Genomic DNA, 26,529 nt, shown 5'->3' on the forward strand with positions numbered 1-26,529 from the left:
GCGCCCGTCATCGGTCGGCGGATGCCCCGGGCTCGCGCGATGCCCCGGCGGATGCCCCGGGCTCGGGCGACGACTCCGCAGCCGCCTTCGCAGCAGTCAGCGCCTCGATCTCGCCGGCCACGTACGGGTCGTCGGGCTTGGCACGCGCGAGCTCGCGCTGCAGCTCGAGCGCCTCGTCGGTGCGGCCGAGCGTGCGCAGCGCACGTCCGACCGACCAGCGCGTGACGTGCTGCTGGTCGACCGTGCCGTAGCGGTCGGCGAACCCGACCGCGAGCTCGAACTGCTCGAGCCCCGCCGCGGCGTCGCCGCCGTCGTGCAGGGTCCAGCCGAGGTTGTGGTGCAGGGCGACGCCCCAGCGCAGCACGCGCGGCTCGCGGTCGGCGCGCAGCACCTCGAAGCCCTGCTCGGCCCACTCGCGCTCGTGACCGGTGTCGGTGAGGGCGAGCATGTGCAGCGCGTCGAGCACGAGGAACGTGCTGCCCGCGTGCGCCGCCTCGCGGACCGCTCGCGTGAGCTCGGGCACGGCCTCATCGGGCCTGCGCGCGGACGCGAGCAGCCGGCCTCGCTCGAGCGCGACCCGGGCGCGCACCTCGGCCGCCTCCGCCGCATCGGCCGCGTCGGCCGCGTCGGCCGGGTCAGCGACACCGGCCTGGTCAGCCGCTCCGGCCGCTCCGGCCGGGACCTCGGACTCGCCCGCCGCCTCCAGCTCGGCGCTCACCGCGTCGAGGACCGCCAGCCCCTCGTCGAACCGGCGCTGGATGCCGACGGCGCGCGCCAACTGCGTGGCCATCGCCTGCCGGATGTGGTTCGAGAAGGTGTCGTCATCGGCAGCCGCGCGGAACCGCTCCTCGCTCGCAGCCGGATCGGAGAAGTCCCACAGCCGGTCGATGACGTGCTGCTCCTCCCGCTGCGGGTGTCGGGACGGATCGGCGGGCACGGGGTCGGTCGAGGCATCCACCTCTCCATCATGGCAGCGCCCCCGGACGTGTCGCTGCCGGGGCGTAATAGGCTGCCGTGACCATGACTCGCATCATCGCCGGCTCCGCCGGGTCGCTCACCCTGCAGGTGCCGCGTTCGGGGACCCGCCCGACGAGCGACCGCGTGCGCGAGGCCATCTTCTCCGCGCTCGAGGCCCGCGACGCGCTCGACGACGCCCGGGTGCTCGACCTCTACGCGGGTTCGGGTGCGCTCGGCCTGGAGGCGGCCAGCCGCGGGGCATCCGACGTGGTGCTCGTCGAACGCGCCAAGCCGGCGGCCGAGATCTGCCGGCGCAACGCCGACGCGGTCGCGCGTGCGATCCGCCGCGGCGCGCCCCATGGGTCTGGCCCCCGGGTCCGGATCGCGGCACAGAGCGTCTCGGCGTACCTCGAGCACGCGGTCGGCCCGTTCGACCTCGTGTTCATCGACCCGCCCTACGACCTCGGCGAGCGCGAGCTCGCGCGTGAACTGGCCGCGCTGGCGCCGCTGCTGCACCCCGAAGCGGTCGTCGTCGTCGAGCGCAGCTCGCGCTCGCCCGAGCCCTCGTGGCCCGCGGGCATCGCACCGGAGCGCCGTCGCGACTACGGCGAGACGACGCTCTGGTGGGCGTCGCCGGATGAGCAACCGGATCAGCCCGCCCGGCCGTCCCAGCCCGAGTAGGGGTCCCAGCCGAGCGCGTCCGCGGCGACGCCGTCGACCCGCACGACGCCGGCGCCCTCGACCACCCGGCCGACCACCTCGAACGGCTCGGGCGGCACCGTGCCGGCGGGGAATGCCGCGAGCAGGCCGTGGTCCTCCGCGCCCGCCAGCGCGACCCGAGGATCGGCGCCCAGCCGGGCCGAGTCGAAGTCGAGGTCGACGCCGCTCGCGCGCGCGATGCGCAGCGCGTCGCGCGCGAGCCCGTCGGAGACGTCGAGCATGGCCGTCGCTCCGGCCGTCGCGGCGATGACGCCGGCCGAGACGGGCGGTCGCGGGGCGAGCTGGGCGGCGACGAGCACCGGATGCTCCGTGCGCACGCGTTCGGCGGCGGCGGCATCCGGTTCGCCCGTGGCATCCGTCGCCTCGTCGAACAGGAGCGCGAGCCCGCGAGCGGCGTCGCCGCGCGCGCCGGCGTGCGCGAGCACATCGCCCGGGCGCGCACCCGAGCGCAGCACCGGCGGCCGTCCCTCGAGGTCGCCGAACGCCGTGACGGCGATCGTCAGCACCGACGAGGCCGACAGGTCTCCGCCGACGACGCCGGCGCCCGGCGCGAGCTCGGCGAGGGCCTCGCGCAGGCCGTCGGCGAAACCCTCGAGCACGGCGACGGGCGTCGCGGGCGGCGCCGCCAACGCCACGACGAGCGCCGTCGGGCGCGCGCCCATCGCGGCGACGTCGGTGAGGTTCGTCGCGGCGGCCTTCCAGCCGAGGTCGAACGGCGACGACCAGGCCAGGCGGAAGTCGGGCCCGTGCACCATGAGGTCGGTCGTCACGACGTACCGGCCGTCGGCCGCGGCGAGGACGGCCGCGTCGTCGCCGGGCCCGATGAGGGCGGCGTCGCCCGACCGCAGGCGCGGCAGGATGCGCCCGAGCACCGCGAGTTCGCCCAGTTCGCCGACGGTCGCGTGCTCAGCCTGCTCCATGCCTCTCACGGTAGCCTGATCCGGATGCCTCACCGCCCCGCCTCCGCGCCTGTCCGAGCCCGTCGCGTCCGAGCTCGACGGGTCCGGGGCATCCGGCCCGTGCGACGCGCCGTCGCCGCCCTGTTCGCCGTCACCGGCGCGGTCGCGCTCACCGCCTGCGCGCAGACCGTCTCGCTCGAACGCGCCGAGGCCGGCACCGACGTGGCCTGCGCCGACGTCGTCGTTCGACTGCCCGACGCGGTCGCCGAGCTGGAGCAGCGCGACACCGACGCGCAGGGCACCGGCGCCTGGGGCTCCCCAGCAGCCGTGCTGCTGCGCTGCGGCGTCGAGCCCCCCGGACCCACTGAAGATCGCTGCGTGTCGGTCGACGGCGTCGACTGGGTGATCGACGAGACGGATGCCCCGCGTTACCGCTTCACGACGTACGGGCGCACGCCCGCCGTCGAGGTGATCGTCGACAACGACGTGGTCTCTGGCACGACCGCGATCACCGACCTCGCGCGCGCGGTGTCGGTGATTCCCGCCGAGGGCGCGTGCACGTCGATCGACGAACTGCCGGAGACGAGCGCTCCCGAGGCGACCGCGCCCGCCGAGTGACCGGCGGCGCTCGGCGCGGCTCGGCAGCGCACCTCAGCGGCTGCCCAGCGCGCCTCAGCGGCTGCCGCGCGCGACGCCCGACTCGATGAGCTCGGTGATCAGCTCGGGGTAGCTGAGCCCCGAGTTCAGCCAGCACGTCGGGAACATCGAGATCGGCGTGAACCCGGGCATGGTGTTGACCTCGTTGACGACGAAGCCCTCGTCGGTGAGGAACACGTCGACCCGCGCGAGCCCCTCGCCGCCGATCGCCTCGAACGCGCGCGCCGCGACGCGCTGCAGCTCGAACGTCTCGCCGTCGCCGAGGTCGGCCGGGCAGATCAGCTCGACGCCCGGGGCATCCAGGTACTTGGCCTCGAAGTCGTAGAACTCGCGCCCGGTGACGACGACCTCGCCCGCGACGCTCACGCGCGGCGGCTCGCCCGGCCGGCCCTCGAGCACGGCGCACTCGATCTCGCGACCGGTCATGGCACCTTCGACGAGCACCGTGCGGTCCTCGGCGAACGCGACGTCGAGCGCCGCGTCGAGTTCGGCCCAGTCGGCCACCCGGCTGACGCCGACCGACGAGCCCGCACGTGCGGGCTTCACGAAGACCGGCAGGCCGAGCGCCTTGACCCGACGCTCCCAGAGCTCGCGATCGGCGTCGAGCGCCGCACGGCTCACGGTCACCCAGGGCGCCACGGCGAGCCCGGCGCCCTCGAGCACGGTCTTCGTGACGTGCTTGTCCATGCCGATCGCCGAGGCGAGCACGCCGTTGCCGACGTACGGCAGTCCGACGAGCTCGAGCAGGCCCTGGATCGTGCCGTCCTCGCCGAAACGGCCGTGCAGGATCGGGAACACCACGTCGATCTCGCCCAAAGAGCGTTCGCCCGAGGCATCCGTCACCCGGAGTTCGCGCGACGCCGCCGAATCGGGCCAGCGCACGCGCGTGCCATTGTCGACGACCTCGGGCAGGTGCTCGGGGTCGAGGCCGAACCGGCTGGGCTCGTCGGATTCGAGCACGAACGCACCGTCGCGCGTGATCCCGACCGGGATCACGTCGAAGCGGTCACGGTCGATCGCGCCCAGCACTCCCCCCGCCGTTGCGCAACTGATCGAATGCTCGCTGGAGCGCCCTCCGAACAGCAGAGCCACCCTGAGCTTGTCCATGCTTCGTCCTTTCGCCCTGGGGCTCGTCGTCGGTCGTGAGGTGCGGGGCGATGTCACGCGGGTCGAGCGTGCCGGCGAGCACCTGGCGCACCTGCTCCACGATCGGCATGGCGACGCCCTTCGCACGGGCGAGTTCGAGGACCGGCCCGACGGACGCGAGCCCCTCGGTCGTCTGCTGCATCTGCTTGGTCACGTCGTTCAGCCGGTAGCCCTGCCCGAGCAGGCGACCGGCGGTGTTGTTGCGCGAGAGCGGCGACTGGCTCGTCGCGATCAGGTCGCCGAGGCCCGCGAGCCCCGACAGCGTCTCGGGGTGAGCGCCGTGCGCGACCGCGAAGTCGGTCATCTCGACGAGGCCGCGCGTGATGATCGAGGCCTTCGTGTTCTCGCCGTACCCGGCGCCGTCCACGATGCCGATCGCGACGGCGATGAGGTTCTTCAGCACGCCGCCGAACTCGGTGCCGATGACGTCGGTGTTCACGAACGAGTGGAAATAGCGGTTGCGCGAGACGGAGGCCACCGCCTGCGCCGTCTCGAGGCTCGACGACGACACGACGGCGGCCGTCGGCTGCTCCTTCGCGATCTCGAGCGCGAGATTCGGCCCCGAGATGACGGCGATGCGCTCCTCTTCGACGCGCAGCACCTCGTGGATCACCTCGCTCATGCGAAGGCCCGTCGACTTCTCGACGCCCTTCATCAGCGAGACGACGGATGCCTCGGCGTGCAGGTGCGGGGCGATGATCTTCAGGTTCTCGCGCAGCGACTGGCTCGGTACCGACACGAACACCTGCTCGGCGCCCGCGAGGGCGAGGTCGAGGCGGCTCGTGGCGCGCAACGAGATCGGCAGATTCACACCGGGGAGGTAGTCGCTGTTGCGCTTGCCCTCCTGGATCTCGCGGGCGAGTTCGGGCCGCCTGGCCCACACGACGACGTCGGCGCCGCCGTCGGCCAGGATCTTCGCGAACGTCGTGCCCCAGCTGCCCGCGCCGACGACCGCGACGCGCTTGCCGTGGCGCGCGGGCTGCCGGCGGCTCACGGCGCGCCGTCCTCGAGCCGGCCGGTCTCCTTCTGGCCGTGCACGACCGGGTCCCAGCGCTCGGCCGGCGGCTCCTCGCCACGGAGCTCGCCGACGAGCCCGGCAATCGCGTTCATCACGTCGTTCGTCGCCGCGGTGAGCACCGACGGATCGAGCGGCAGGCCGCGGTACGCCGACAGGTCGACCGGGTCGCCGACGATGACGTCGATGGTCTTGCGCGGGAACGGATGGATCTTCTTGCCGTAGCGCGGCATCAGCTCTTGCGTGCCCCAGTGCGCGACGGGGATCACGGGGATGTCGCCCTCGAGCGCGATGCGCACCGCACCGGTCTTGCCGCGCATCGGCCAGAGATCGGGGTCGCGCGTGAGCGAGCCCTCGGGGTACACCACGACCATGCGGCCGTTCTCGGCCAACTCCTCGGCGGCGCGGAGCGCAGCATGGCTTCGGCTGCCCGCGCGTTCGACCGGGATCTGCCCCGACGTCCGGAGGAACCAGCCGACGACCGGCACCTTGAACAGCGACGCCTTGGCGAGGAACCGCGGCAGCCGCTTCAGCTTCCACGACGCGACGCCGATGACGAGCGGGTCGATCTCGCTGTAGTGGTTCGGGGCGAGCACGAACGCGCCCGTCTTCGGCAGCGGTCGACCGTGGAAGCGGAACTTCACGGCGAGGCTGAACGGCGGGATGATCAGCGCCGCGAGCAGCCAGAAGAACGAGGGGCGGCTCGTCTCCGAGCGGACCTTCACGGGCGGCGTCGGAGTGGAGTCGTCGAGTGGCACTCCCCCATTATCCTTCGAGCTCGAAGTCCGCCCCGAGCAGTTCGAGCTTCGTGATGAAGTTCTCGTACCCGCGCGCGATGATGCCGACGTTCGACACCGTCGAGCGTCCCTCGGCCGTCAGCGCCGCGATCAGGTGGCTGAACCCGCCACGCAGATCGGGCACCTCGATGTCGGCGCCGTGCAGCTGCGTCGGCCCCGAGATCACCGCGGAGTGCTGGAAGTTGCGCTGGCCGAACCGGCACGGGCGACCGCCGAGGCACTCCTTGTGCACGTCGATCGACGCGCCCATCTCGACGAGCGCGTCGACGAAGCCGAAGCGCTGCTCGTACACGGTCTCGTGCACGATGGAAACGCCCTTGGCCTTCGTCAGGGCCACGACGAGCGGCTGCTGCCAGTCGGTCATGAAGCCGGGGTGCACGTCGGTCTCGATGATGACCGGCTTCAGCTCGCCGCCGGGGTGGTAGAAGCGGATGCCGTCCTCGTGGATCTCGAACGCACCGCCGACCTTGCGGTAGACGTTGAGGAAGGTCAGCATCTCGGCCTGGCGCGCGCCGCCGACGAACACGTCGCCCTCGGTCGCGAGCGCGGCGGCCGCCCAGCTCGCGGCCTCATTGCGGTCGAACAGGGCGCGGTGGGTGTAGCCGTCGAGCTTGTCGACGCCCTCGATGCGGATGACCCGGTCGGTGTCGACCGTGATGATGGCGCCCATCTTCTGCAGGATGTTGACGAGATCCATGATCTCGGGCTCGATCGCGGCCCCCGAGAGCTCGGTGATGCCGTCGGCGAGGACCGCCGTCAGCAGCACCTGCTCGGTCGCGCCCACGCTCGGGTACGGCAGCGAGACCTTCGCGCCGTGCAGGCCGTTGGGTGCCGACATGCGGATGCCGCTCGGCAGCTTCTCGACGATCGCGCCGAAGTTGCGCAGCACCTCGAGGTGGTAGTCGATCGGGCGGTCGCCGATGCGGCAGCCGCCGAGGTCGGGGATGAACGCCTCGCCGAGCCGGTGCAGCAGCGGTCCGCAGAAGAGGATCGGGATGCGGCTCGAGCCTGCGTGCGCGTCGATGTCGGCCATGTGGGCCGTCTCGACGGCGGACGGGTCGAGGATCAGCTCGTCCTCTTCACCCTCGGTGACGGTCACGCCGTGCACCTCGAGCAGGCCGCGCACGATGCGCACGTCGCTGATGTTCGGCACGTCTTTCAGGACGCTCGGGGTGTCGCCGAGGATCGCCGCGACCATCGCTTTGGTGACGAGGTTCTTGGCTCCCTTCAGCTCGATCCGACCCTGAAGGGGCTTCCCGCCGTTGATCGTGATCCGGTCGACCGAGAGGCCGACCGCCGATCCGTGCTGCTTGGCGTCGTCCACGAGTGTGTTCACAGGCTCCCTGGTCTCTTACTGCTGCCGGCGGACCGGAAGCGTCTTCGGCCGCCAGGCCTCACGATGAGTCTCGAATTCGGCGATGGCGTCGGCGTCCCGGAGGGTCAGACCGATGTCGTCCAGCCCCTCGAGCAGCCGCCACCGAGTGTAGTCGTCGATGTCGAAGGCCACCGTGAGCGACCCGGCGCTCACCGTTCGTGCAACCAGATCGACGGTCACGGCTATTCCCGGGTCGGCATCGACGACGTCCCAGAGCCGCTCGATGTCCTCGTACGCGACCTGGGCGGCCAGGAGGCCCTGCTTGCCCGAGTTGCCGCGGAAGATGTCACCGAATCGGGACGAGATGACGACGGCGAACCCGTAGTCGCGCAGCGCCCACACCGCGTGCTCGCGGCTCGAACCGGTGCCGAAGTCGGGCCCCGCGATGAGCACCCGTGCACCCGCGTAGGCGGGATCGTTCAGGACGAACTCGGGGTCCTGGCGCCAGCCGTGGAACAGTGCGTCCTCGAAGCCGGTCTTGGTGACGCGCTTGAGGAACACGGCCGGGATGATCTGGTCGGTGTCGACGTTCGAGCGGCGCAGGGGCACCGCGACGCCGGTGACGGTCGTCAGCTTCTCCATGGTCAGTTCCCCTCGGTGGTCGCGCCGACGGACTCTCGCGCGGGGTCCTGCTCGAGGTCCCACGGACTCGACAGCGTGCCGCGGATCGCGGTCGCCGCGGCAACCAGCGGCGAGACGAGGTGCGTCCGGCCGCCCTTGCCCTGCCGGCCCTCGAAGTTGCGGTTGGACGTCGACGCGCAGCGTTCGCCCGGCGCGAGCTGGTCGGGGTTCATGCCGAGGCACATCGAGCAGCCCGCGAAGCGCCACTCGGCGCCGAACTCCTCGAACACCTTGTCGAGCCCCTCGGCCTCGGCCTCGAGGCGCACGCGCGCGGAACCGGGAACGACCATGACGCGCACGCCGTCGGCCTTCCTGCGGCCCTGCACGATCGACGCGAACGCCCGGAGGTCTTCGATGCGGCTGTTGGTGCACGAGCCCATGAAGACCGCATCGACCGGGATCGCCTTCAGCGGGGTGCCTGGCTGCAGGTCCATGTAGTCGAGGGCGCGCTCGGCCGCGGCGCGCTCGTGCTGGTCGGCGATGGAGGCGGGGTCGGGCACGTTGTCGCTCAGCGACACGCCCTGGCCCGGGTTGGTGCCCCAGGTCACGAACGGCTCGAGTTCGTCGGCGTCGATGAAGACCTCGGCGTCGAAGGTCGCGCCCTCGTCGGTCGCGAGGGTCTGCCAGTACGCGACCGCTTCGTCCCAATCGGCGCCCTCCGGCGCGTGCGGGCGGCCCTTCAGGTAGGCGAACGTGGTCTCGTCGGGGGCCACCATGCCGGCGCGCGCGCCCGCCTCGATCGACATGTTGCAGATCGTCATGCGGCCGTCCATCGAGAGGGCGCGGATCGCGCTGCCGCGGTACTCGAGCACGTAGCCCTGGCCGCCGCCGGTGCCGATCTTCGCGATCACGGCCAGGATGATGTCCTTCGCGGTCACGCCCGGGCGGAGACTGCCCTCGACGTTGATCGCCATGGTCTTGAACGGCTTCAGGGGCAGCGTCTGCGTCGCGAGCACATGCTCGACCTCGCTCGTGCCGATACCGAACGCCATCGCGCCGAAGGCGCCGTGGGTGGAGGTGTGCGAGTCGCCGCAGACGACGGTGATGCCCGGCATCGTCAGGCCGAGCTGCGGCCCGACGACGTGCACGATGCCCTGCTCGGCGTCGCCCAGCGAGTGCAGGCGGATGCCGAACTCGGCCGCGTTGCGGCGGAGGGTCTCGATCTGGGTGCGGCTCGTGAGGTCGGCGATCGGCTTGTCGATGTCGAGCGTCGGCGTGTTGTGGTCTTCGGTCGCGATCGTGAGGTCGGGCCGGCGCACCGGGCGGCCCGCCAGCCGCAGGCCGTCGAAGGCCTGCGGGCTCGTGACCTCGTGCACGAGGTGCAGGTCGATGTAGATCAGGTCGGGCGTGCCGTCCTCGCCCTTCTTGACGAGGTGGGCGTCCCAGACCTTCTCGGCCAGCGTGCGCGGACGAGCGGTGGCTGCGGGGTCGGGGGTCGCGGTGCTCGCGGGGATCGTGCTGTTCGCGGGCACTGCGTCGTTGGCGGGATCTGCGGCGTTCATGCGGGATTCTTCCTCGGGATCAAGTCGGGTTCAGCCGTCGACGGACTCCGCGGCGGGGAAGGCCTAGGACGAGGCCCCGCCGCGGCACCGAAGGAGGAGTCGACGCGCGCGCATGCCCTACAGGCTACACCGTCGGCCGAGTCGCCCCGGCCACGAGCAGCCGGAACTCCCCCAGCAGCAGGGTGTCGTTCGCGGCGACCTCGGTGGGCGTGCCGGGGCGCAGTTCGCGCGTGCGACCGTCGGCGTACTCGATGCGCACGCCGTTCGTCGAGCCGAGGTCGGTGACCAGCAGCACCGCCGAGGCGGGCTCGACGAGCGCGTGCGTCTTCGAGACCGTGCGGGCCGGATCGTCGACGGCCACCGCGCGTGCGGCACCGGGTACCGCCTCGGCGTGCGGCGCGCGACCGAGCACCGTGCGGCCCTCGACGTGGACGACGGCGCCCGCAGCGTCGAGGAGCCGCCACGATGACGCCGCGGTCGGCGTCGGCGACGTGACGGCCTGGGCCGGCGGCACAGCCGGTGGCTTCGGCGGCACAGCGGGCGGGCTCGTCGGCACGGCCGCGGGCTTCGGCGGCGCGGCGAACGCGGGCGGCGTGAACGAGGGCAGCGCACGCTCGACGCGCTTGGGAGCCTGCCGCACGGTCGCCGCCGGCGGTGCTTCCGGAGTGCCGCCGGGGATGAGGCCGGGCGGCGGCTCGATGAAGTCGGACCCGTTCACGACCGACACTCTACCGAGCGTCGCGCCGGCCCGCCCGTCGCTCGGCACGCCGCGTCGCACGTGCGCGCCGTGAGAGCCGGTACCGGCTCACGAACCGCCGGATGCCACCCGCGGCCGACGCGATCGCCGCCGCCGCGGCATCCGCCTCGCTCCACCGGCGCTCGACCGTCTCATCGGCGACCTGCGCGCCCGAGAACACGTCGTCGTCCACGTCGACGGCCAGCGGCGCGAGCTGCCGCGCCGGATCCGCGAGCCCCTGCTCGACCGCCTGCCGCTCGAGGGCGGCCGCGATCTGCCGGCGGCTGCCGATGGTCGGCGGCTCGAACCCGAGCTCCGCGTATCGGTCGACGAGCTCGTCCCACGCGCCGGCGGCGCTGCGGTCGGCACCGGCTGCGAGGCGCCGCTTGCGGCGCGACGCCTTGATCAGCGAGACCACGAGCATGGGCAGGAAGACGATCGCGAGCGGGATGCCGATGCTGCCGGCCAGCACCCAGACCCAGCCCGGGATCTGGAACGGCCGGTCACGATCGTCGTCGTCGGTGTCGTCGATCTCGACGGTGGAGAGCAGGTCGTCCTCGACGGACTCGTTGCGGGGAGGCTGGCGCACCTGCGGCTGCGGCTCGCTCTTCGGCTTGGGAGTCTGCTCCTGCGGCACGTCGACCTGGTCGGGCGTCGGGCGGAAGCTCACCCAGCCGACACCCTCGAACGGCACCTCGACCCACGCGGTGACGTCGCCGCCGAGCACCTCGACCTCGTCCTGGCCTTCGGAGATCTCGGGCGCGAAGCCCATCACGACGCGCGCCGGATAGCCCAGGTGCTCGCGCACCATGAGCGCCATCGCGGCGGCGTACTGTTCCTCGTCGCCGACCATCTCGGACCTCGTGAACAGCTCGATGAGACGGTCGGCGCCGTGCCCGGCGCGCGAGGCGACGGCGTCGGACGCGAGCCCGTGGCTGAGGAATCCGTTCGTCTTCAGCCCCTGCTCGATGGCGCGGATCTGCTCGATCGCGCTCGCGGCGTCGCCCACGTACTCCTCGGCCTTCGCCGTGACGACGTCGGGCACGTTCTGCACCGACGGCAGGTCGACGTTCGCGACGGGCACGTCGACGAGGGCGTCGTCGTCGGGTTCGCGCTGCATGCGCGCGGTCAGTTCGTAGTGCGCTCCCTCGCCGAGTCCGCTCGTGAGCACCGCGGTGCCCGTGTCGGCGCTGTAGCGGAGGTCACCCGCGCGGGCGGCGGTGTCGGCGTCGAGCAACCGCAGCCGCTCGCCGTAGCCGACGGTCGGCACCCACACGTCGTCGTAGGCGAGCACGTCCACCTCGATGGTGCGCTCGGAGCCGAGGTCGGCCAGCGAGGGCTGCGGCAGGGTCTCGCCGACGATCGCGTAGCCGCCGTCGGCGGCCTCCTCGGGGCCCGCGACGGTCCAGAGCCGGCCCGAGTACGCGTCCATCGACGCGAGCCGGATCTGGTCGCCCGGTTCGAGCCCGGACACGGTGAACACGGGCTCCTCGACGAGATCCTTCGTGTAGTTGCGGAAGCCCGCGAGCGGACTCGGGAACTCGCGCGCGTCGAACGGGGGCACGACCTCGTCGCGCAGCACGAACCGGTCGGATGCCGCGGGCGCCCACGCGAGACCCGCGACGGCGCCGACCGCCACGGCGCCGGCGACGACGGCGGATGCCCCGCCGAGTCGCCGCACGGCGAGCCGTCGGTCGGGGGTGCCTGCGGTCTCGATCGTGCCCGAGCGCCGCCAGGCGAGCCAGACCAGCGCGATCACCGCGAACGCGATGCCGCGGACGGCGGCGAGGTACGCCTCGTCGGTGCCGAGCAGGATGCCCGAGATGTAGAGCACCACCGGGCCGATGAGCAGCACCGCCGCCCGCAGCGGCGAACGCCGCGAGGGCAGCCAGCGGAGCGCGAGCATGCCGCCGACGAGCGAGACGACCCAGGTCGCGACGTACGGCACGGCGGCGACGTAGTACGGGGCCTCGACGGGAGTGCCGATGGTGACGATGTCGGCCCAGCCGTACACCGCGCCGAGCGCGAGGCCCGCGAGCGAGGCGAGGCTCGGCAGCACGACGAGGATGCCCTGGTCGGGCATGGTGAACGGCGTGCCGAGCAGGAAGTACGCGGCGAAGCCGACGAGCACCGTCGTGAGGACGCCGAGGCGGAAGAGGGTGCCCACGACCGCCGCGGCCGTTCCGACGATGAGGCCTCCGATGGCGGCGAGCAGGAAGTCGGCGTCGCCGAAGCTCGTCTCGTAGCCGGCGACGGCCAGCAGCGACAGCACGGAGAGCACCGCGAGGTCGCCGACGCTGCGCATGGGGATGCGGTTCACGGCTTCACCCGCCTGACCACGGCCGGCAGTTCGCCGAGATCGCCGATCGTCGCGACCTGGGTGGAGCCGACGCGGGCGATGCGCGCGTCGGCGCCGCGGTCGACCCGGAAGGCGAGCAGCTGCGCCTCGGCGGGCAGGACCGTCTCGACCGCGCGGATCTCCGCGAGCGGGAGTTGCGAGCCGACGACGGCGAGCACGACGCTCGCCCCGGGCGTGCGGCGCAGCACGTCGCGCGCGAACTCGCGCAGCACCGGCGTGGACTTCGCCGGCTCGATCCGGCAGGTGTCGTCGAGCAGCGCCATGGTGGTCGCGGTGCGCAGTCGATGCTCTTCGGTGACCGCAGTCGCCGTCGTGCCGTCGCGGACGACCTGCACGCCGAGCGAGGCGAACACCGAGACGCCGAGTTCGAACTCGTCCTCGTCGACGTACTCCTCGGCGGCCGTCGCCTGCAGCAGCACGAGCTCCGACCGGCGGGTCTCCTCGTACTGGCGCACCATGAGCTGGCCCGTGCGCGCAGAACTCCGCCAGTGCACGTTCCGCAGCGGGTCGCCGGGTTCGTACGCGCGGAGGGCGTGGAACGAGATGTCGTGGTCGGTGATCGTGCGGGTGACCTCGCCCTCGAGGTCGCGCACGAGCCCGGCCGCCGACGGCTTCAGGCGCGCGGTGCGCGGGTGCACGAACAGCTCCACGGGCTCGCTCCATCGCACCGTGCGGCGCAGGAGCCCGAGCTCGTCGCCGCGCACCGAGATCGCGGGCCCGGCGACGATGACGGCGCGGCGCTCGGTCGGTACGGCGAAGAGCTCCTCGTGCTCGGCCGACGGCTCGATCGAGGGCAGCGGGAACACCGCGAGTCCGTCGCCGACCGGCAGCTCCATGCGCGAGGGCAGCGACGACGAGCCGCCGTCGTTCACGACCGAGAGCCGGCCGAGCGCCCGCTCGCCCGCGACCACGCGGCGGGGCTGCAGCTCGACGCCGACGCGGTACTTCATGCGACCGAACACGAACGGGATGGCGATGAGCACCGCGCCGACGAGGGTCGCCGCGAGGAACGCGAACTCCACCCAGTCGAGCACGAGGGCGAGGATCGCCGACCCGAGCGCGGCCGCGAGCACGAGCCATCCGATCGGGGAGATCACGCTCGTCACCGGCGCGGCGAACGCGGCGACGCGAGAGCCGGCGCCGGTCGCCCGTTCGCCGAGCGCCCGTGCCGTGCGCGCGGTCGAGCGGCCGATCGTGCGGAGCGCGATGCGCCCCTGCGAGACCGGCGCGGGGGTGCTGCGCGCTTCGACGCGCGTCATGCCGCCCGGTAGGCCGGCGGGGCGACCTCGGCGATGGCGCGCTCGACGATGTCGGTCGCGGTCGTGCCCGTGAACTCGGCCTCGGGGTCGACCAGCACGCGGTGCGAGAGCACGGGCAGCGCCAGTTCGCGCACGTCGTCGGGCGTGACGTACGTGCGGCCGTGCGCGATGGCCCAGGTCTTGACGGCGCGCGCGAGCGCGAGGGCGCCGCGCATGCTGACGCCGAGCGCGGCGTCGGGGTGCTCACGGGTCGCCGTGACGAGGTCGTTGAGGTACTCGACGACCGCGGGGTCGACGTAGACCTCGGCGGCCAGCGCCGACATGGTGGTGATCGAGCTCGAGGCGATGATCGGCGTGATGCCCGCGGCCCGCGAGCGGTTGGCCGAGTCCATGAGCACCGCGACGGCGGTCTGCCGGTCGGGGTAGCCGAGCGAGGTCTTGATGAGGAAGCGGTCGAGCTGCGCCTCGGGCAGCGAGTACGTGCCCGCCTGCTCGATCGGGTTCTGGGTCGCGACCACCATGAACGGCGGCTCGACCTCGTAGCTCACGCCGTCGACCGTGACGCGGCCCTCCTCCATGACCTCGAGGAGTGCCGACTGCGTCTTCGGGCTCGCGCGGTTGATCTCGTCGGCGAGGACGACCGAAGCGAAGATCGGGCCGCGGTGGAACTCGAACATCCCCTTGCCCTGGTCGTAGATCGTGACGCCCGTGACGTCGGAGGGCAGCAGGTCGGGCGTGAACTGGATGCGCGAGTTCGNGACGACCGAAGCGAAGATCGGGCCGCGGTGGAACTCGAACATCCCCTTGCCCTGGTCGTAGATCGTGACGCCCGTGACGTCGGAGGGCAGCAGGTCGGGCGTGAACTGGATGCGCGAGTTCGTGCCGTCGATCGTGTTCGCCAGGGCCTTGGCGAGCACCGTCTTGCCCGTGCCGGGCACGTCTTCGAGCAGCACGTGACCGCCGGACAGCATCGCGGTCAGCACGAGCGAGATCGCCTCGCGCTTGCCCATGATCGCCTGGTCGACGTTGTCGACGAGCTTGCCGAAGGCGTCCTGGAACCAGGCCGCCTGCTCTTGGGTCACTGCCATCTGTCTGTCCTCACTCGATTGCTCCGTCGGCCGCATGCGGCCGCGTCATGCTCACCACGGCCCGCCGGGCACGCCGTCGACCGTGACCCGGCCGACGTCGCCGCAGAAGCTCTGCGGGTTGCCGCCGCTCCAGCCGCCGACGTACCGGCCGGTGCCGTTTCCGTCGACGTGGATGTCGTAGCGTCCGCGCAGCGTGGTGCTGTTGCACTGCGGCACGACGGTCACCGTCGACCCCGGTGCGAAATTGTGGACGGTCACGTCGAAGAAGTAGCACGTGCCGTTGCAGTTGCCGTAGGTGCCGTGGTACGGACCCATCGCCGGGCCGCGCCGGAGCGTGACTGAGCGCGGGGGCGGCGGCGGGTTGGCCACCGAGATGGATGCGCGGTCGACGGGTCCGACGTTGCCACCGCCGTTGATCGCGCGCACCTCGACGGTGTGCGTGCCGGCGCCGACGCCGCCCCACGATTTCGCGCTGCCGGACACGTCTTCCCAGCCGTTGCCGTCGATCCGTGCCTGGTAGCGGATGCCCGGGCCACCGGTCTCCGAGGGCGCACTCCAGTCGGCGCGAATCGTCGTCGGCGCGTCGCCGCCCTTCTGCAGGCTGAGGCCGCGCGGCGCCGTCGGCGTGCCCCACGGCGTGACCGCAGCCGACTGGCCCGAGACGTCGCCCGCCCCGATCTTGTTGATCGCGCGCACCTGGAACCGGTATGTGGTGCCGTTGGCGAGGTTGTCGATCCTGTGGTTCTTCCCGGCCGCGTCGGCCGCGAACGACCTGGAGCCGCCGTTCCAGGTCACCTCGTAGCCGGTGATCGGCGAGTTGTTGCTCGCCGGGGCCGCCCAGCTGATGACCGCGGAACCGTCGCCCGGCGACGCCGAGGGCGCGCTTGGCCGGTCGGGCTTGTCGCGCACGACGATGTCGATGCGACCCTGCGCCTGGCGGGCCGGGTCCTTCGTGCCGTCCTCGATGCGGTAGATCACGCTGAGGTTGCCGACGAAGGCGGAACCGGTGCGAACGGTGACGTTGGACGCGGTGAACGTCGCGCTCGCACTGGATCCGACGCTCGCCTGGTCGATATCGGCCGCGATCACACGCAGCGGCACGCCGTCCTGTTGGAACGGGTTGAAGTCGTTCGCGAGCACGTCGACCACCTGCGAATCGCCGCGCGTCATCTCGATCTGGCCCGTGTTGGGGTCGTCGACCGCCCGCGGCTTCGCCCGCGTCGAAGACACGACCTTCACATCGACGTATCCCGGCACCGTGAACTCGTTGAATCCGACATCGAACGTGATGCGGGTCGACGCGCCCGGCTGCACGCCCAGCGGGGCCGAGAGCTGCAGCGTCGCTCCGTCGACGATCTGCGCCTTGATCTCGGTCGTGCTGCCGCCGAGGTTGGTGTAGGTGACCTTCTCGATGTTGTCGGGGTTCGGCTGGTCGGTCATGCCGCGGAGGTCGATCTCGCGCGGCGCCTCGCCGGCCTCGATCGTCTCGCTGCGCGGTGTGAACGTCGGGGGCACGTCGTCGAACTCCGGGTCGCCGACGGTGATCGGGATGGTGAGCACCGACTTGCGGCCGACCGGGTCGTCGGCGCTCTTCCCGTCGGTGACCTCGAACGTGAGCGTCGCCGGTCCGCGGAAGTCCTTCGCGGGCTCGTAGCGCAGCTGGGTCGCGCTCACGAACGGCTGCGAGCGAACGTTGGTCGCCGACGCCGAGAGGATGGTCGCCGGCTGCCCCGACGGCACCTCGACGAGTTCGTCGACCGACCACGCGATGCTGCCGTTCATGGGCACGATGATCTCGCCGAGGTCCTTCAGGTGCGGAGCGGGGAACTTGGCGCGTTCCTCGGCTTCCAGCTCCTCCTTGGTCTTGGGCCGCTGGGTCTCCTCGGTTGCGGGGTCGTCGTCGCCAGCCGGCACCGGCGGCACGATGACGAACGCCATCGCGGAGAGATCGTCGAGTTCGTTGGTCAGCCGGAAGGCGACGGCGTAGCGCTGACGGCCGGGCTCGACCGAGATGGTGCCGTCCGAGGCCACATCGGCACGGTCGGCATTGGGCCCCTCGGCCGTGACCACGAGGTCTTCCACGAGGCCGCCGGGGTTGGTGGCATCCTTCAGCGCATCGACGACGATCGCCTCGCCGGACGCGACCTCTTCGGGCTCGATCACCTGGTCTTCGGCGGTCGGCGGATCGATGACGGCGTCGTCGCTGACGGCGACCTGCAGGAACGCCGAGTCGGTGCCGCCGTGCCCGTTCGTGATGTCGTAGCGGATCGTGTAGGCGCCCTCGCCGTCGGGCGCGCTGACGACCACGCGACGCTTGTCGCGGATCTCGGCCTCGATGCCGTCGTCGACCTCGGGCAGGTCGGCAACGCTCAGCGGGTAGCCGTTGGGGTCGGAGTCGTTGAGCAGCACCTCGACGCCGACGGTACGGCCCGGCTTCATCTCGATGACGTCGTCGACGGCCGTCGGCGGCAACTGGGTCGCCGGCCGCGGCACGACGCCGATGCGGATGGTGCCCGTCGCGGTCGCGCCCTGCGCGTCTTCGACCTCGTAGTCGAAGGTGTCGGTGCCCGTCGAGCCGTCGAACGCCTGGTAGGTGAACGACGTGCTCGTGCGCTCGATGATGCGCCCGAAGGCCGGCTCGCTCACGATGTCGCGCAGGCGCACCGAGTCGCCGTCGGGGTCGAGTCCGTCGAGCGGCACGTCGATGACCACGGCCGAGCCGGCGAACGTGCGCGAGGTGAGCGGCAACGGCTGCGGCGGCCGGTTCTCGCCCTCGGGGCCGACCACCGTCAGCGTGAGGCTGGCCCGGGCGATCTGCTCGAAGTCGTCGGTGAGGGTGTACACGACGGTTTGGTTGCCCGGAGTGGTCGGCGCCTGGAACCGGATCGATTCGCCGTCGACGAACGCGAGGCCGCCCTGCACGCCGGTCTGGTCGAGCTCGGGCGAGAGGTGGAGCGTCGAGGCATCCGGGTGGTAGTCGTTGTCGAGCACCGGCACGGTGACGATGTCGCCCGCGCGCACGATCGCGGTGTCGTCGACAGCGACGGGCGGCTGGTGCTTCACGAGCGGCGGCACGGGCACGACGGTGACCGTCGCGGTCGACGTGTTCACGCCGTCGGAGACGGTGTACTCGAACTGCAGCTGGCGGTCGAGCGCCTCGGATGCGCTCACGCGCGTGACCGTGTTCGTCAGCAGCTCGACCGAGACGAGCCCCTCGGTCGCGGTGTCGTCGATCGACTGGACCGCGAGGACCCGACCCGATGGCGAGACGTCGTTGGCAAGCACCGACACGGAGACCGGTTCGCCGGGCCGCAGGTACGCCGTGTCCTTGACGGCGATGGGCGGCGGCGCGTCGTCGGGTGGCTCGACGACCTGCACGCGCACGAGGCCCTTGCTGACATTCGCGCCCGCCCCGACGTCGTAGAGGAAGATGTACTCACCGGGCTGGCTGCTCGAGAACGTGATCGTGCCGCGCTCCGTGTTCGCGGTGACCTCGGCGTTGTCGGGCGGCTCGGGAACGCCGAGCAGTTGCAGCGGGGCGCCCGACGGGGTCGTGTCGTTCACGAGCGGCTCGATCACGACCGACTCGCCGCGGAAGGCCTGGACGTAGTCGGGCGTTCCGACGGGATTCAGCGATCCCGCGGTCTTCACGTCGACCGTGAAGGTGCCGGTGGCGCTCGTCTGCCCGTCGGAAACGGTGTACGCGACCTCCTTCAGGCCGAGCTCCGCCGACTTGTGCTCGAACGTGATGTACCCGTCGGGGCTCGAGCGCACGACGTCGCCACCGGTGGGCGACGCGTCGATGAGGTACAGGTCGTCGCCGTCGGGGTCGTTCCAGTCGGCGAGCAGGTTGTAGCCGATCTGCTGGCCCTGCTCGACCGAGACCGCGCCGTTGCGCAGCGCGATCGGTGCCGCGTTCTCGGTCTCGGGCACGATGCGCACGTTCACGGATGCCTCGGCGACGCCGCCCCGACCGTCGTCGGCCGAGTAGCGGAACGAGACCGTGCCCGCCGCGCCGTCGCTCGGGGTGAACTGGAGTGCGCGCCCGCCGTCGATCAGCTCGAGCCGCCCCGCCGCCTCGGAGACCCCGGTCGTCGAGGCGATCGTGAGGACGTCGCCGTCGGGGTCGGTGTCGTTCTCGAGCACCTCGATCACGGTGCTGCGGCCCGGGCGCACGCCGTAGTCGTCGTCGCGTGCGGTCGGCGGCCGATTCTGGTCGGTGCGTTCGGCGAGGGTGTCCTCGAAGGTCTGCTGTGAGCTCTTCTCCTCGCCCTCCTGCTCGTCGCTCTCTTCGGGAGGGGTGACCTCCTCCCAGTTGTCGACGAGGCGCATGTCGGAGTCGATGAGCCAGGCGTCGCCGTTCGCGAGGTTGTTCAGCGCGATCACGTCCCGGTTCACCCGGAACTCGAGCCGCCCGCCGGTCGTCGACTGCTCGAGGTCGACCCCGCGCGGCTCCTCGCCGTCGCAGGCGGCCAGGTAGCGGCCGGCATCGGCCCACGCGCCGTGCGCGCAGTCGCCGAGGCGCACCGGCGCGGCCGGTCCGCCCTCGCCGGTGCCGGTGCCCTCGTGCGGGATCTCGCGGACGTCGCCGCCGAACGAGACCTCGAGCAGCGCGGATTCGGTGGCGACGAGGGCGTCGTCGCGCTCGGGACCCGACTGCTGCAGCCGCAGGCCGGGCGAGGGCAGCTCGACGGCCTTGCCGTCGACGCGCAGCACGTTCTCGTCTTCATCGAGCACGACCGCGCGCTCGCCCACCGCGGCGAGCTGGTGTTCACCGAGTTCGACGCCGAGCTCGGTGCGCGTCGGGTCGTCGGCGTCGCGCAGCAGGGTGACGAGCTCGCCGTCTTCGGCGTTCGTGGCGAACACCGTGCCCTCTTCGCTGACCGCGACGCGGCTGTCTTCGCCGACCTTCGCGACCGGGTCGGTGCCGCGCCAGTCGAACGAGAGCTCGCCGCCCGCGGGCACGCGCCACAGCTCGCCCTTCGGGGAGAGCACCGCGAGCACGTCGTCGCCGTACGCGATCTGCGAGGCCGGCGGCACGTCGACGCGTTCGACCAGCGTCGTGAAGGACGGGTCGATGCGCTCGACGGCCCCGCCTGATGGGTCGTAGAGGAAGACGTCGTCACCGTTCTGGAAGACGTCGGTCTCGCTCGAGGTCGTCGCGACCGCCGCGTCGAGCTCCTCGATCTGCCGGTTCAGACGACCCGCGAGCAGGTCTTGCGCATTGGTCACCCAGACGTCGCGGACGCGCAGGTCGGGGTCGGTGACGGGGAATCCCTGGTGCAGGATGGCGATGCTCAACGGGACGCCGGCAAGCACCGCGATCGCGGCGCCCGAGGCGATCGTCTTGCGCGCGGGAATGCGAGACGTGAAGGTCCCCATACGTCTCCCCAGTTCCGTGTGCGCGCGTCGTCGGCCGGAACACGCCGACCGGCCAACAAACTAACATGCTGGGCGCAAGCCCTAAAACGGGGAGCACTCCCCATGTGATTCGTCCAGCGGACTCCCGGCGTTCACTCAGGAGGCGTCGCCGGCATCGCCTTCGGAATCGAGCATGGGCAGATCCTCGGCACTCACCAGCCGCGTCGCGACCGCGTACTCGACCAGCCGGGCCCGGCGGTTGGTGGCGAGCTTGCCCCGTCCGCCGCGAAGCCCCTGCACGCCGATGCGGTCGAGCTTCTCGCACACGTTGTCGAGCTTGCGGTTGAACGTCGTCATGCTCCACCCGAGTCGCGCGGCCGCGTCGGCCGAGGTGGGCACGGTGGCCCGGCCAGCCGAATGCTGCAGCAGGATGGGCTCGGCCAGCGCGAGCACGAGCAGCCGCTGCCCGGTCGTCAGCGTCACGGGCATGATCGTCGTGCCGGCATCGGAGGCCGAGTGCGAGAGCGACGACGCGTAGTAGTCGGTCTCGGCGTGGATGGAGAAGTCGTACGTCGTCGATCCGGCGCTGAACATGACGTGCATCGTCTGGAAGACGATCGGCAGTCGCGCGCCCGGTGCGAGCCACGCCTGCACGCCGCCGGCCGTGTCGGCGACGGTCGCCGACAGCAGCTGGCCCACGTTGTGCAGCCACCAGAGCCCGTGCTCGGCGCTCAGCGTGAGGAACGTGCGGTGCAGGTACGGGTTGTCGTCGATCACGAGGTCGCCCTCGCGGCCGATGCCGAACGGACGCCCTGGATCGACGTCGTACCATTCGCCGCAGAACTCGACCTTGAGGGGCGTCATGCGGTGCACCCCCTCACCGGTTCGGAGGTCTTCGTCCCCCGCTGCACCGTGACGTCGACGCAGACCGACTGGCCGGGCGCGAGGCCGGTGACGACGACGTCGGGCCCCTTCGAGAGCTGCGTGTCGCCGATGCCGTCGACGCGCTTCCAGCGGTAGACGTCGCCCTCCTCCGCAGCGTCGTGCGAGACGGCGAACGTCGCCGACGTTCCGTCGGGGGCGACGACGCCGGGCGCCACCGTCGGCATGGGAATCGCCTCCTCGACGACCGCGTCCTCCGATTCGGATGCCTCCGGCCCGGGGTCGTCGGGCGACGGCGACGAGAGGCTGAGGGCGACCGCCACCGCGACCACGACGGCGACGATGCCTGCCGCGACACCCGCGACCACGACACCCACCCGCGTCCGGCGCCGCGCGGTCGTGGCGGCGGCGGCCTGCGCCGGGTCGGGCTTGGTGCGGATGACGGTCTCGTCGGTGACGCCGTGATGCGCCTCGTGCGTCGTGCCCGGCGGCCGGATGACCGTGCGATCGTCGACGGCCGGCTGCTGCGCCACGACCTGCTGCGGCGCGCGGTGCCTCGTCGCCTCCTCCTGCGGCTGCTGGGCCACGACGGACTGCACCGAGCGTGCCCGGGTCGCCTGGGCGTCACCCGGCTCGGGAGGCGCGATCGCGCCGCCGGCGTCGCCGGGCGCAGCCTGCTCCTCGACGAGCCGCGGCACCTCGATCGACGTCGTGGCGTAGCCGAGCTCGAGCTCCACGCGCTGCAGGGCCCGCGCGAAGTCGACCGCACTCGCGTAGCGGTCGTCGGGCCGCACGGCCATGCCCTTGCGCAGCACCTCGACGAGGCTCCGGGGCAGGTCGGTTCGCGTGAACGGCGTGATCGCGCCGCGCTCGATGCGACCCATCAGGTCGAGCGAACCGTTCGGCCGCCCGGCGATCTCGAACGGCGAGCGACCCGCGAGCAGGGTGTGCACCGTCGCCGCGAGCGAGTACACGTCGCTGCGCACGTCGGCGCGCGCCTCGTCCTCGAACAGTTCGGGCGGCGACCACGGCACACTCAGGCCCACCGCCGACTGCCCGGTGCTCGTCGCAGCGTCGCCGGCGCCGCGCGTGAAGGTCATCGTGTGCACCGGCAGCTCGCCCTCGAGGTTGCTCGAGATGCCGAAGTCGCTGAGCGCGGGCCATCCGTACGCGTTGGTGAGCACGTTCGCCGGCTTGATGTCGCGATGCAGGATGCCGGCGGCGTGCGCCGTCGCGACGGCGCCCGCGAGCCGGATGCCGGTGCGCAGCGCGTTCTCGACGCCGAAGGGCGCCTGCTTCAGCTGCGCCGCGAGGCTCGGCCCCGGGCAGTACTCCATCACGAAGTACGGGCGCCCGTCGCCGGCGACGTCGGCGTGGAAGATGGTGACGATGTACGGATGCGCCGACAGCTGCGCCATCAGGTTCGCCTCGGCGACGAACTGCGACCGGGTGTCGCGCGAGAGGTCGTCGGCGAGGAGCACCTTGACCGCGACCTGGCGGCGCGGCAGGCGCTGCTCGTAGAGGAAGACGTCGGCGAAGCCGCCGGATCCGAGGATGCCGACGTGCCGGTAGCCCGGGAGTTCGGGCGGCTGCGAGGGGGCGCGGCGCATCAGTCGCCCTCCTCGACCTTGACCGACCAGCCGCCGCCGAGGTCGATCACGGTGCCGACGAGGACGGGCGTGTCCTCGCCCGCGCGCAGCCGCACCGGCGGGCGCCCGGGTTGGATGATCACCGTGCCGTTGCGCGAGTCGAGGTCGGTCACGACGACCGTGCCGCCGTGCAGCCCCACCTTCACGTGGCTGCGCGAGATGTCGGGATCGCCGGCGCCGATCGTCACCAGTCGAGGCAGTCGCCCGCCGACCGCGCGGGTCACCCCGGGCGAACGGCCCAGCACGATCTCGCCGGTCAGCGCCTCGCGCGCCTGGCCGGGCAGCGCGAGATGGATGCTCGGCGTCGACGCCGCGCCAGGTGACGACGTCGGTGCCGATGCCGATGACGTCGCGGCCGGCATCGCCGCTGCGTCGATCGTCTTCGCTCCGCCGCCCGAGGCGGTCCCGCGCTCGCGTCGAAGGCGCTGGATCGACGGCAGCGCGATCGTGCCGTCCTCCTCGAGGGAGTCGTCGGCGACCGGAGCGGGCTTGGCGCCGCGGGCGATCACCACGGTGCGGTCCTCGACCTCGTCGTCGACGGAGAGCAACGTCTGCTCGGGAATGAGCGTGGCCTCGACCGGCGCGGTCACGGGTGCGACCGCGGCGGGCGGGTTCGCGGAGGTCTGGTTCGCAGCAGGCGGCTTGCCGCCGGCCGGCGCGTCCGCGCTCGGCGCTGCGGCGACGGCCGGGGCTGCCCCGGTCGGCTTCACCGCTTCGGCGGCGGCCTCCGGCTCGGGAAGGGCCTCCGCGGCGGCGGCGGGGGCATCCGGTTCGGATGCGGTCTTCGCCGCAGGCGTGGCATCCGCCGCCCCGGTGGCCTCCGACCCCGTGGCATCCGAACCGGCGGCGCCCGCGGCGGGCGACGCGGTCGCCGCGCGCTCGCCGACCCGCACGCATCCCGTGGCGACGACGCCCTCGACCAAGCGCCATCCGGCGCCTGCGGCGCGGGCGAACGGGGCGACGACCTCGAACGAGCCGTCGGTCTCGAGCACGTGCTCACTCCAGGTCGACACTCGGGCACCCGTCATCGCTTCGCCGCTGCCCCGCACCCGGAACCCGCCGCGCACGACCGCGTGCACCTCGGTCGCGCCGACCGGGACGGCCAGCGCGAACTGCGGCGCGTCCTGGATGCCGTCGCGCGTCATCACCTCGAGCACGGCCGGCACGGGCTCGGTCGCGGCCACCGCCTCCCAGAGCGCCTCGATGAGCGGAGAGGAAGCCGAGGGCACCATGAGCACCCGTCCGCGACGCACGACGCCGATCCACTTCGAGCCCTGGTCGGGCACGTACTCGATCACGCAGCTCCTCCATCGCGCGGTGCGGTCTCTTCCGGGAACCGGCCGTCGCGGTCGCGGGTCGTCTCGCCGTCGTCGTCGATGCCGGTGTCGGATTCGACGAGCACGGCCGTCACGTTGTCGCGACCGCCGCCGGCCAACGCCGAGGCGATCAGCTCGTCGGCGCGCCCGCCCTCGGCGAGGATGCGCGAGATGTCGTCGACGCCGACCTCCTTGGTCAGCCCGTCGGAACACACGAGGAACGCCTGTCGACCCCCGACCGGCAGGATCCACACGTCGGGTTCGACGTACTCGTCGGCACCGAGGGCGCGCGTGATGACGTTGCGTTCGGGGTGCCGCTCGGCCTCGGCCGCCTCGAGGAGGCCCGCGTCCACGAGCTCCTGCACGGCCGAGTGATCGACGCTCACCTGGATGAGCCGACGGCCGTCCCACGAGTAGACCCGCGAGTCGCCCACGTTGAAGGCCATCCACTTCAGGCCCTGGCCCGCGCCCGCATCGATGAGCGCGACCCCGGCGAGCGTGGTCCCGGCTACGGCCACGCCCTCATCGCCCGCCTCGCTGAGCGCGCGGACCGCGTCGTTGGACGAGTGGATGGCGTCGAGGACCTGCTCGGGCGTCGAGGCCTCCCCCGTGCCGAGATGGCGACGGAACGTCTCGACGACCGCTCGGCTGGCCGCGTCGCCGCGGGCGTGCCCGCCCATGCCGTCGGCCACCAGGAACACGGGCGCCTCCGCCAGGAACGAGTCCTCGTTCACCTGACGCACGCGGCCGACGTCGCTCGCCGCGCTGTGCACCACGACGACCGCGGAGTGGCCGTCGTGCGCGAGCGTCTCTCTGCCGTCAGCCGACACGTGACTCCTCGATGGTTCCGAAGGCGGGCTCGCGCCCGGGCCCCTCATCGGGGCCGGACACCCACGCTAGCAAGGCACGAGGCCGCGTTTCAGCCCCGCGGCGTCGACGCGGCCCGTGGACGGCATGCGGGGTCGGCCCGCCGGTGGCCGGCCCCGACCGGCTCAGCCCTGGCGCGACGACGAGTCGTCGGTGAAGTGGGGCACCTCGTCGAGCAGCTTGTGGCCGCGGGTCTTCGCGTCATGGCGGGCCTTGATCAGGCTCGCCACCGTGGCCACCGCCATCGCCGCGAGGATCACCCCGAGCGACATCCACGTGGAGATCTCGGGTGCCCACTCGATGTGCTCGCCGCCGTTGATGAACGGCAACTCGTTCACGTGCATCGCGTGCAGCACGAGCTTCACCCCGATGAAGGCGAGGATGAACGCGATGCCGTACTTGAGGTACTCGAGGCGTTCGAGGAGGCCTCCGAGGAGGAAGTACAGCTGACGGAGGCCCATGAGCGCGAACACGTTCGCGGTGAACACGATGAACGGGCTCTGGGTGATGCCGAAGATCGCGGGGATGGAATCGAGCGCGAACAGCAGGTCGGTCGTGCCGATCGCGATGAAGACGATCAGCATCGGCGTGAAGAACCGCTTGCCGTCGATCGTGGTGCGCAGCTTCACGCCGTCGTACTCGTCGGTCAGGTTCACGCGCTTGCGGATCATCCGCACGACGAAGGTCTCGCTGTCTTCAGCTTCGTGGTCGCCGCGCACCTGCTGGATGGCGGTCCACACGAGCCACGCGCCGAAGATGTAGAAGATCCAGCTGAAGTTCTCGATCAGCGAGGCGCCCAGCAGGATGAAGATGCCGCGAAGCACGAGCGCGATGATGATGCCCACCATCAGCACCTCCTGCTGCAGCTTCCGCGGCACCGAGAACCTCGCCATGATGATGACGAACACGAAGAGGTTGTCGATCGAGAGGCTGTACTCGGTCAGCCAGCCGGCGAGGAACTGGCCGCCGTGCTCAGCATCGCCGAGCACGAACATGAGGCCGGCGAAGACCAGGGCGAGCACTACGTAGAAGACGACCCAGAGGGTCGACTCCTTGAACGAGGGCACGTGCGGGCGCTTCAGCACCAGCAGCAGGTCGCCGATGAGGATGAGCGTCAGGACGACGAGGGATCCGACTTCGAACCAGACGGGGAGCTCGAGCACAGGCTGCCTTTCGGGGAGAACATGGAAAGTGGGTACGACAGGACCCGAAAGTCTCTCCCCTTCGCACCGATGGTGCTCGGCCACGCCCGGAGCGGCTACTGCGGCGCTCGTACTGACGATCGTGGCCCGAGGCTCCTCGCCCCGCGGGATACTCCCCTTC

20 protein-coding genes are annotated in these 26,529 nt (G+C 71.8%); 2 read left to right on the plus strand and 18 right to left on the minus strand.

The genetic code is table 11. The features are described 5' to 3' along the window. Positions 1-7: 7 nt before the first annotated feature. Positions 8-958, minus strand: a complete 951-nt coding sequence (locus tag GE115_RS02395) for a hypothetical protein (protein WP_153683162.1) — start codon at positions 956-958, stop codon at positions 8-10. A gap of 62 nt (positions 959-1,020) precedes the next feature. Here GE115_RS02395 and rsmD point away from each other — a divergent pair, with 62 nt between their 5' ends. Then, positions 1,021-1,638, plus strand: a complete 618-nt coding sequence (gene rsmD / locus GE115_RS02400; protein ID WP_153683163.1) for a 16S rRNA (guanine(966)-N(2))-methyltransferase RsmD — start codon at positions 1,021-1,023, stop codon at positions 1,636-1,638. Here rsmD and thiL read toward each other — a convergent pair. Beyond that, on the minus strand, positions 1,608-2,597 hold the full coding sequence (thiL, locus tag GE115_RS02405; protein WP_153683164.1) for a thiamine-phosphate kinase: 990 nt from the start codon (positions 2,595-2,597) through the stop codon (positions 1,608-1,610). The genes rsmD and thiL overlap by 31 nt on opposite strands. 99 nt (positions 2,598-2,696) lie before the next feature. Between thiL and GE115_RS02410 the strand changes: the two genes are divergently transcribed. Next, complete coding sequence (locus GE115_RS02410) at positions 2,697-3,194, plus strand: DUF3515 family protein (protein WP_312854823.1); 498 nt, start codon at positions 2,697-2,699, stop codon at positions 3,192-3,194. 54 nt (positions 3,195-3,248) lie between these two features. Here GE115_RS02410 and GE115_RS02415 read toward each other — a convergent pair whose 3' ends face one another. The 16 genes from GE115_RS02415 to GE115_RS02490 form a co-directional block, all read right to left on the minus strand. Beyond that, entirely contained in the window at positions 3,249-4,340 is a 1,092-nt protein-coding gene (locus GE115_RS02415) for a D-alanine--D-alanine ligase family protein (RefSeq protein WP_153683166.1), read from the minus strand. After that, on the minus strand, positions 4,240-5,373 hold the full coding sequence (locus GE115_RS02420) for an NAD(P)H-dependent glycerol-3-phosphate dehydrogenase (protein ID WP_312854824.1): 1,134 nt from the start codon (positions 5,371-5,373) through the stop codon (positions 4,240-4,242). Before GE115_RS02420 ends, GE115_RS02415 begins: the two co-directional genes overlap by 101 nt. Then, positions 5,370-6,152, minus strand: coding sequence for a lysophospholipid acyltransferase family protein (locus tag GE115_RS02425; RefSeq protein ID WP_312854825.1), 783 nt, complete (start codon positions 6,150-6,152; stop codon positions 5,370-5,372). Before GE115_RS02425 ends, GE115_RS02420 begins: the two co-directional genes overlap by 4 nt. A 7-nt stretch (positions 6,153-6,159) precedes the next feature. Beyond that, complete coding sequence (murA, locus tag GE115_RS02430) at positions 6,160-7,527, minus strand: UDP-N-acetylglucosamine 1-carboxyvinyltransferase (protein ID WP_312854826.1); 1,368 nt, start codon at positions 7,525-7,527, stop codon at positions 6,160-6,162. Positions 7,528-7,542: 15 nt separating this feature from the next. Then, a complete protein-coding gene (leuD, locus tag GE115_RS02435; RefSeq protein ID WP_153683167.1) occupies positions 7,543-8,148 on the minus strand; it encodes a 3-isopropylmalate dehydratase small subunit in 606 nt (201 codons plus the stop codon). A 2-nt stretch (positions 8,149-8,150) separates the two neighbouring features. Continuing rightward, a complete protein-coding gene (gene leuC, locus GE115_RS02440; RefSeq protein ID WP_246190464.1) occupies positions 8,151-9,689 on the minus strand; it encodes a 3-isopropylmalate dehydratase large subunit in 1,539 nt (512 codons plus the stop codon). A 124-nt stretch (positions 9,690-9,813) separates the two neighbouring features. Next, positions 9,814-10,407, minus strand: a complete 594-nt coding sequence (locus GE115_RS02445) for an FHA domain-containing protein (protein ID WP_153683168.1) — start codon at positions 10,405-10,407, stop codon at positions 9,814-9,816. 10 nt (positions 10,408-10,417) lie between these two features. Then, positions 10,418-12,745 carry a transglutaminase-like domain-containing protein gene (locus GE115_RS19190; RefSeq protein WP_153683169.1) on the minus strand — a complete coding sequence of 776 codons (2,328 nt, stop codon included), beginning with the start codon at positions 12,743-12,745 and terminating at the stop codon, positions 10,418-10,420. Continuing rightward, positions 12,742-14,043: a DUF58 domain-containing protein gene (locus tag GE115_RS02455; protein WP_153683170.1), complete on the minus strand. Its 1,302-nt coding sequence runs from the start codon at positions 14,041-14,043 to the stop codon at positions 12,742-12,744. The genes GE115_RS19190 and GE115_RS02455 overlap by 4 nt, the downstream gene beginning before the upstream one ends. Beyond that, positions 14,040-15,131 (minus strand): AAA family ATPase, encoded by a 1,092-nt coding sequence (locus tag GE115_RS02460; RefSeq protein WP_172979639.1) that lies wholly within the window; start codon positions 15,129-15,131, stop codon positions 14,040-14,042. The genes GE115_RS02455 and GE115_RS02460 overlap by 4 nt, the downstream gene beginning before the upstream one ends. Before the next feature lie 51 nt (positions 15,132-15,182). Beyond that, the gene (locus GE115_RS02465; protein ID WP_153683172.1) at positions 15,183-20,513 is read right to left on the minus strand and encodes an Ig-like domain-containing protein; all 5,331 of its coding nucleotides are present in this window, start codon (positions 20,511-20,513) and stop codon (positions 15,183-15,185) included. 135 nt (positions 20,514-20,648) lie between these two features. Then, a complete protein-coding gene (locus GE115_RS02470) occupies positions 20,649-21,356 on the minus strand; it encodes a hypothetical protein (protein WP_153683173.1) in 708 nt (235 codons plus the stop codon). Then, positions 21,353-22,984: a serine/threonine-protein kinase gene (locus GE115_RS02475; RefSeq protein WP_153683174.1), complete on the minus strand. Its 1,632-nt coding sequence runs from the start codon at positions 22,982-22,984 to the stop codon at positions 21,353-21,355. Before GE115_RS02475 ends, GE115_RS02470 begins: the two co-directional genes overlap by 4 nt. Further along, positions 22,984-24,321, minus strand: a complete 1,338-nt coding sequence (locus GE115_RS19195; protein WP_153683175.1) for an FHA domain-containing protein — start codon at positions 24,319-24,321, stop codon at positions 22,984-22,986. The genes GE115_RS02475 and GE115_RS19195 overlap by 1 nt, the downstream gene beginning before the upstream one ends. Continuing rightward, the gene (locus GE115_RS02485) at positions 24,318-25,169 is read right to left on the minus strand and encodes a PP2C family protein-serine/threonine phosphatase (RefSeq protein ID WP_312854827.1); all 852 of its coding nucleotides are present in this window, start codon (positions 25,167-25,169) and stop codon (positions 24,318-24,320) included. The genes GE115_RS19195 and GE115_RS02485 overlap by 4 nt, the downstream gene beginning before the upstream one ends. Positions 25,170-25,331: 162 nt before the next feature. After that, positions 25,332-26,369: a TerC family protein gene (locus GE115_RS02490; RefSeq protein WP_312854828.1), complete on the minus strand. Its 1,038-nt coding sequence runs from the start codon at positions 26,367-26,369 to the stop codon at positions 25,332-25,334. Positions 26,370-26,529 lie beyond the last annotated feature (160 nt).

The sequence above is a fragment of the Agromyces agglutinans genome (genome assembly GCF_009647605.1).
Classification (GTDB): Bacteria; Actinomycetota; Actinomycetes; order Actinomycetales; family Microbacteriaceae; genus Agromyces; species Agromyces agglutinans.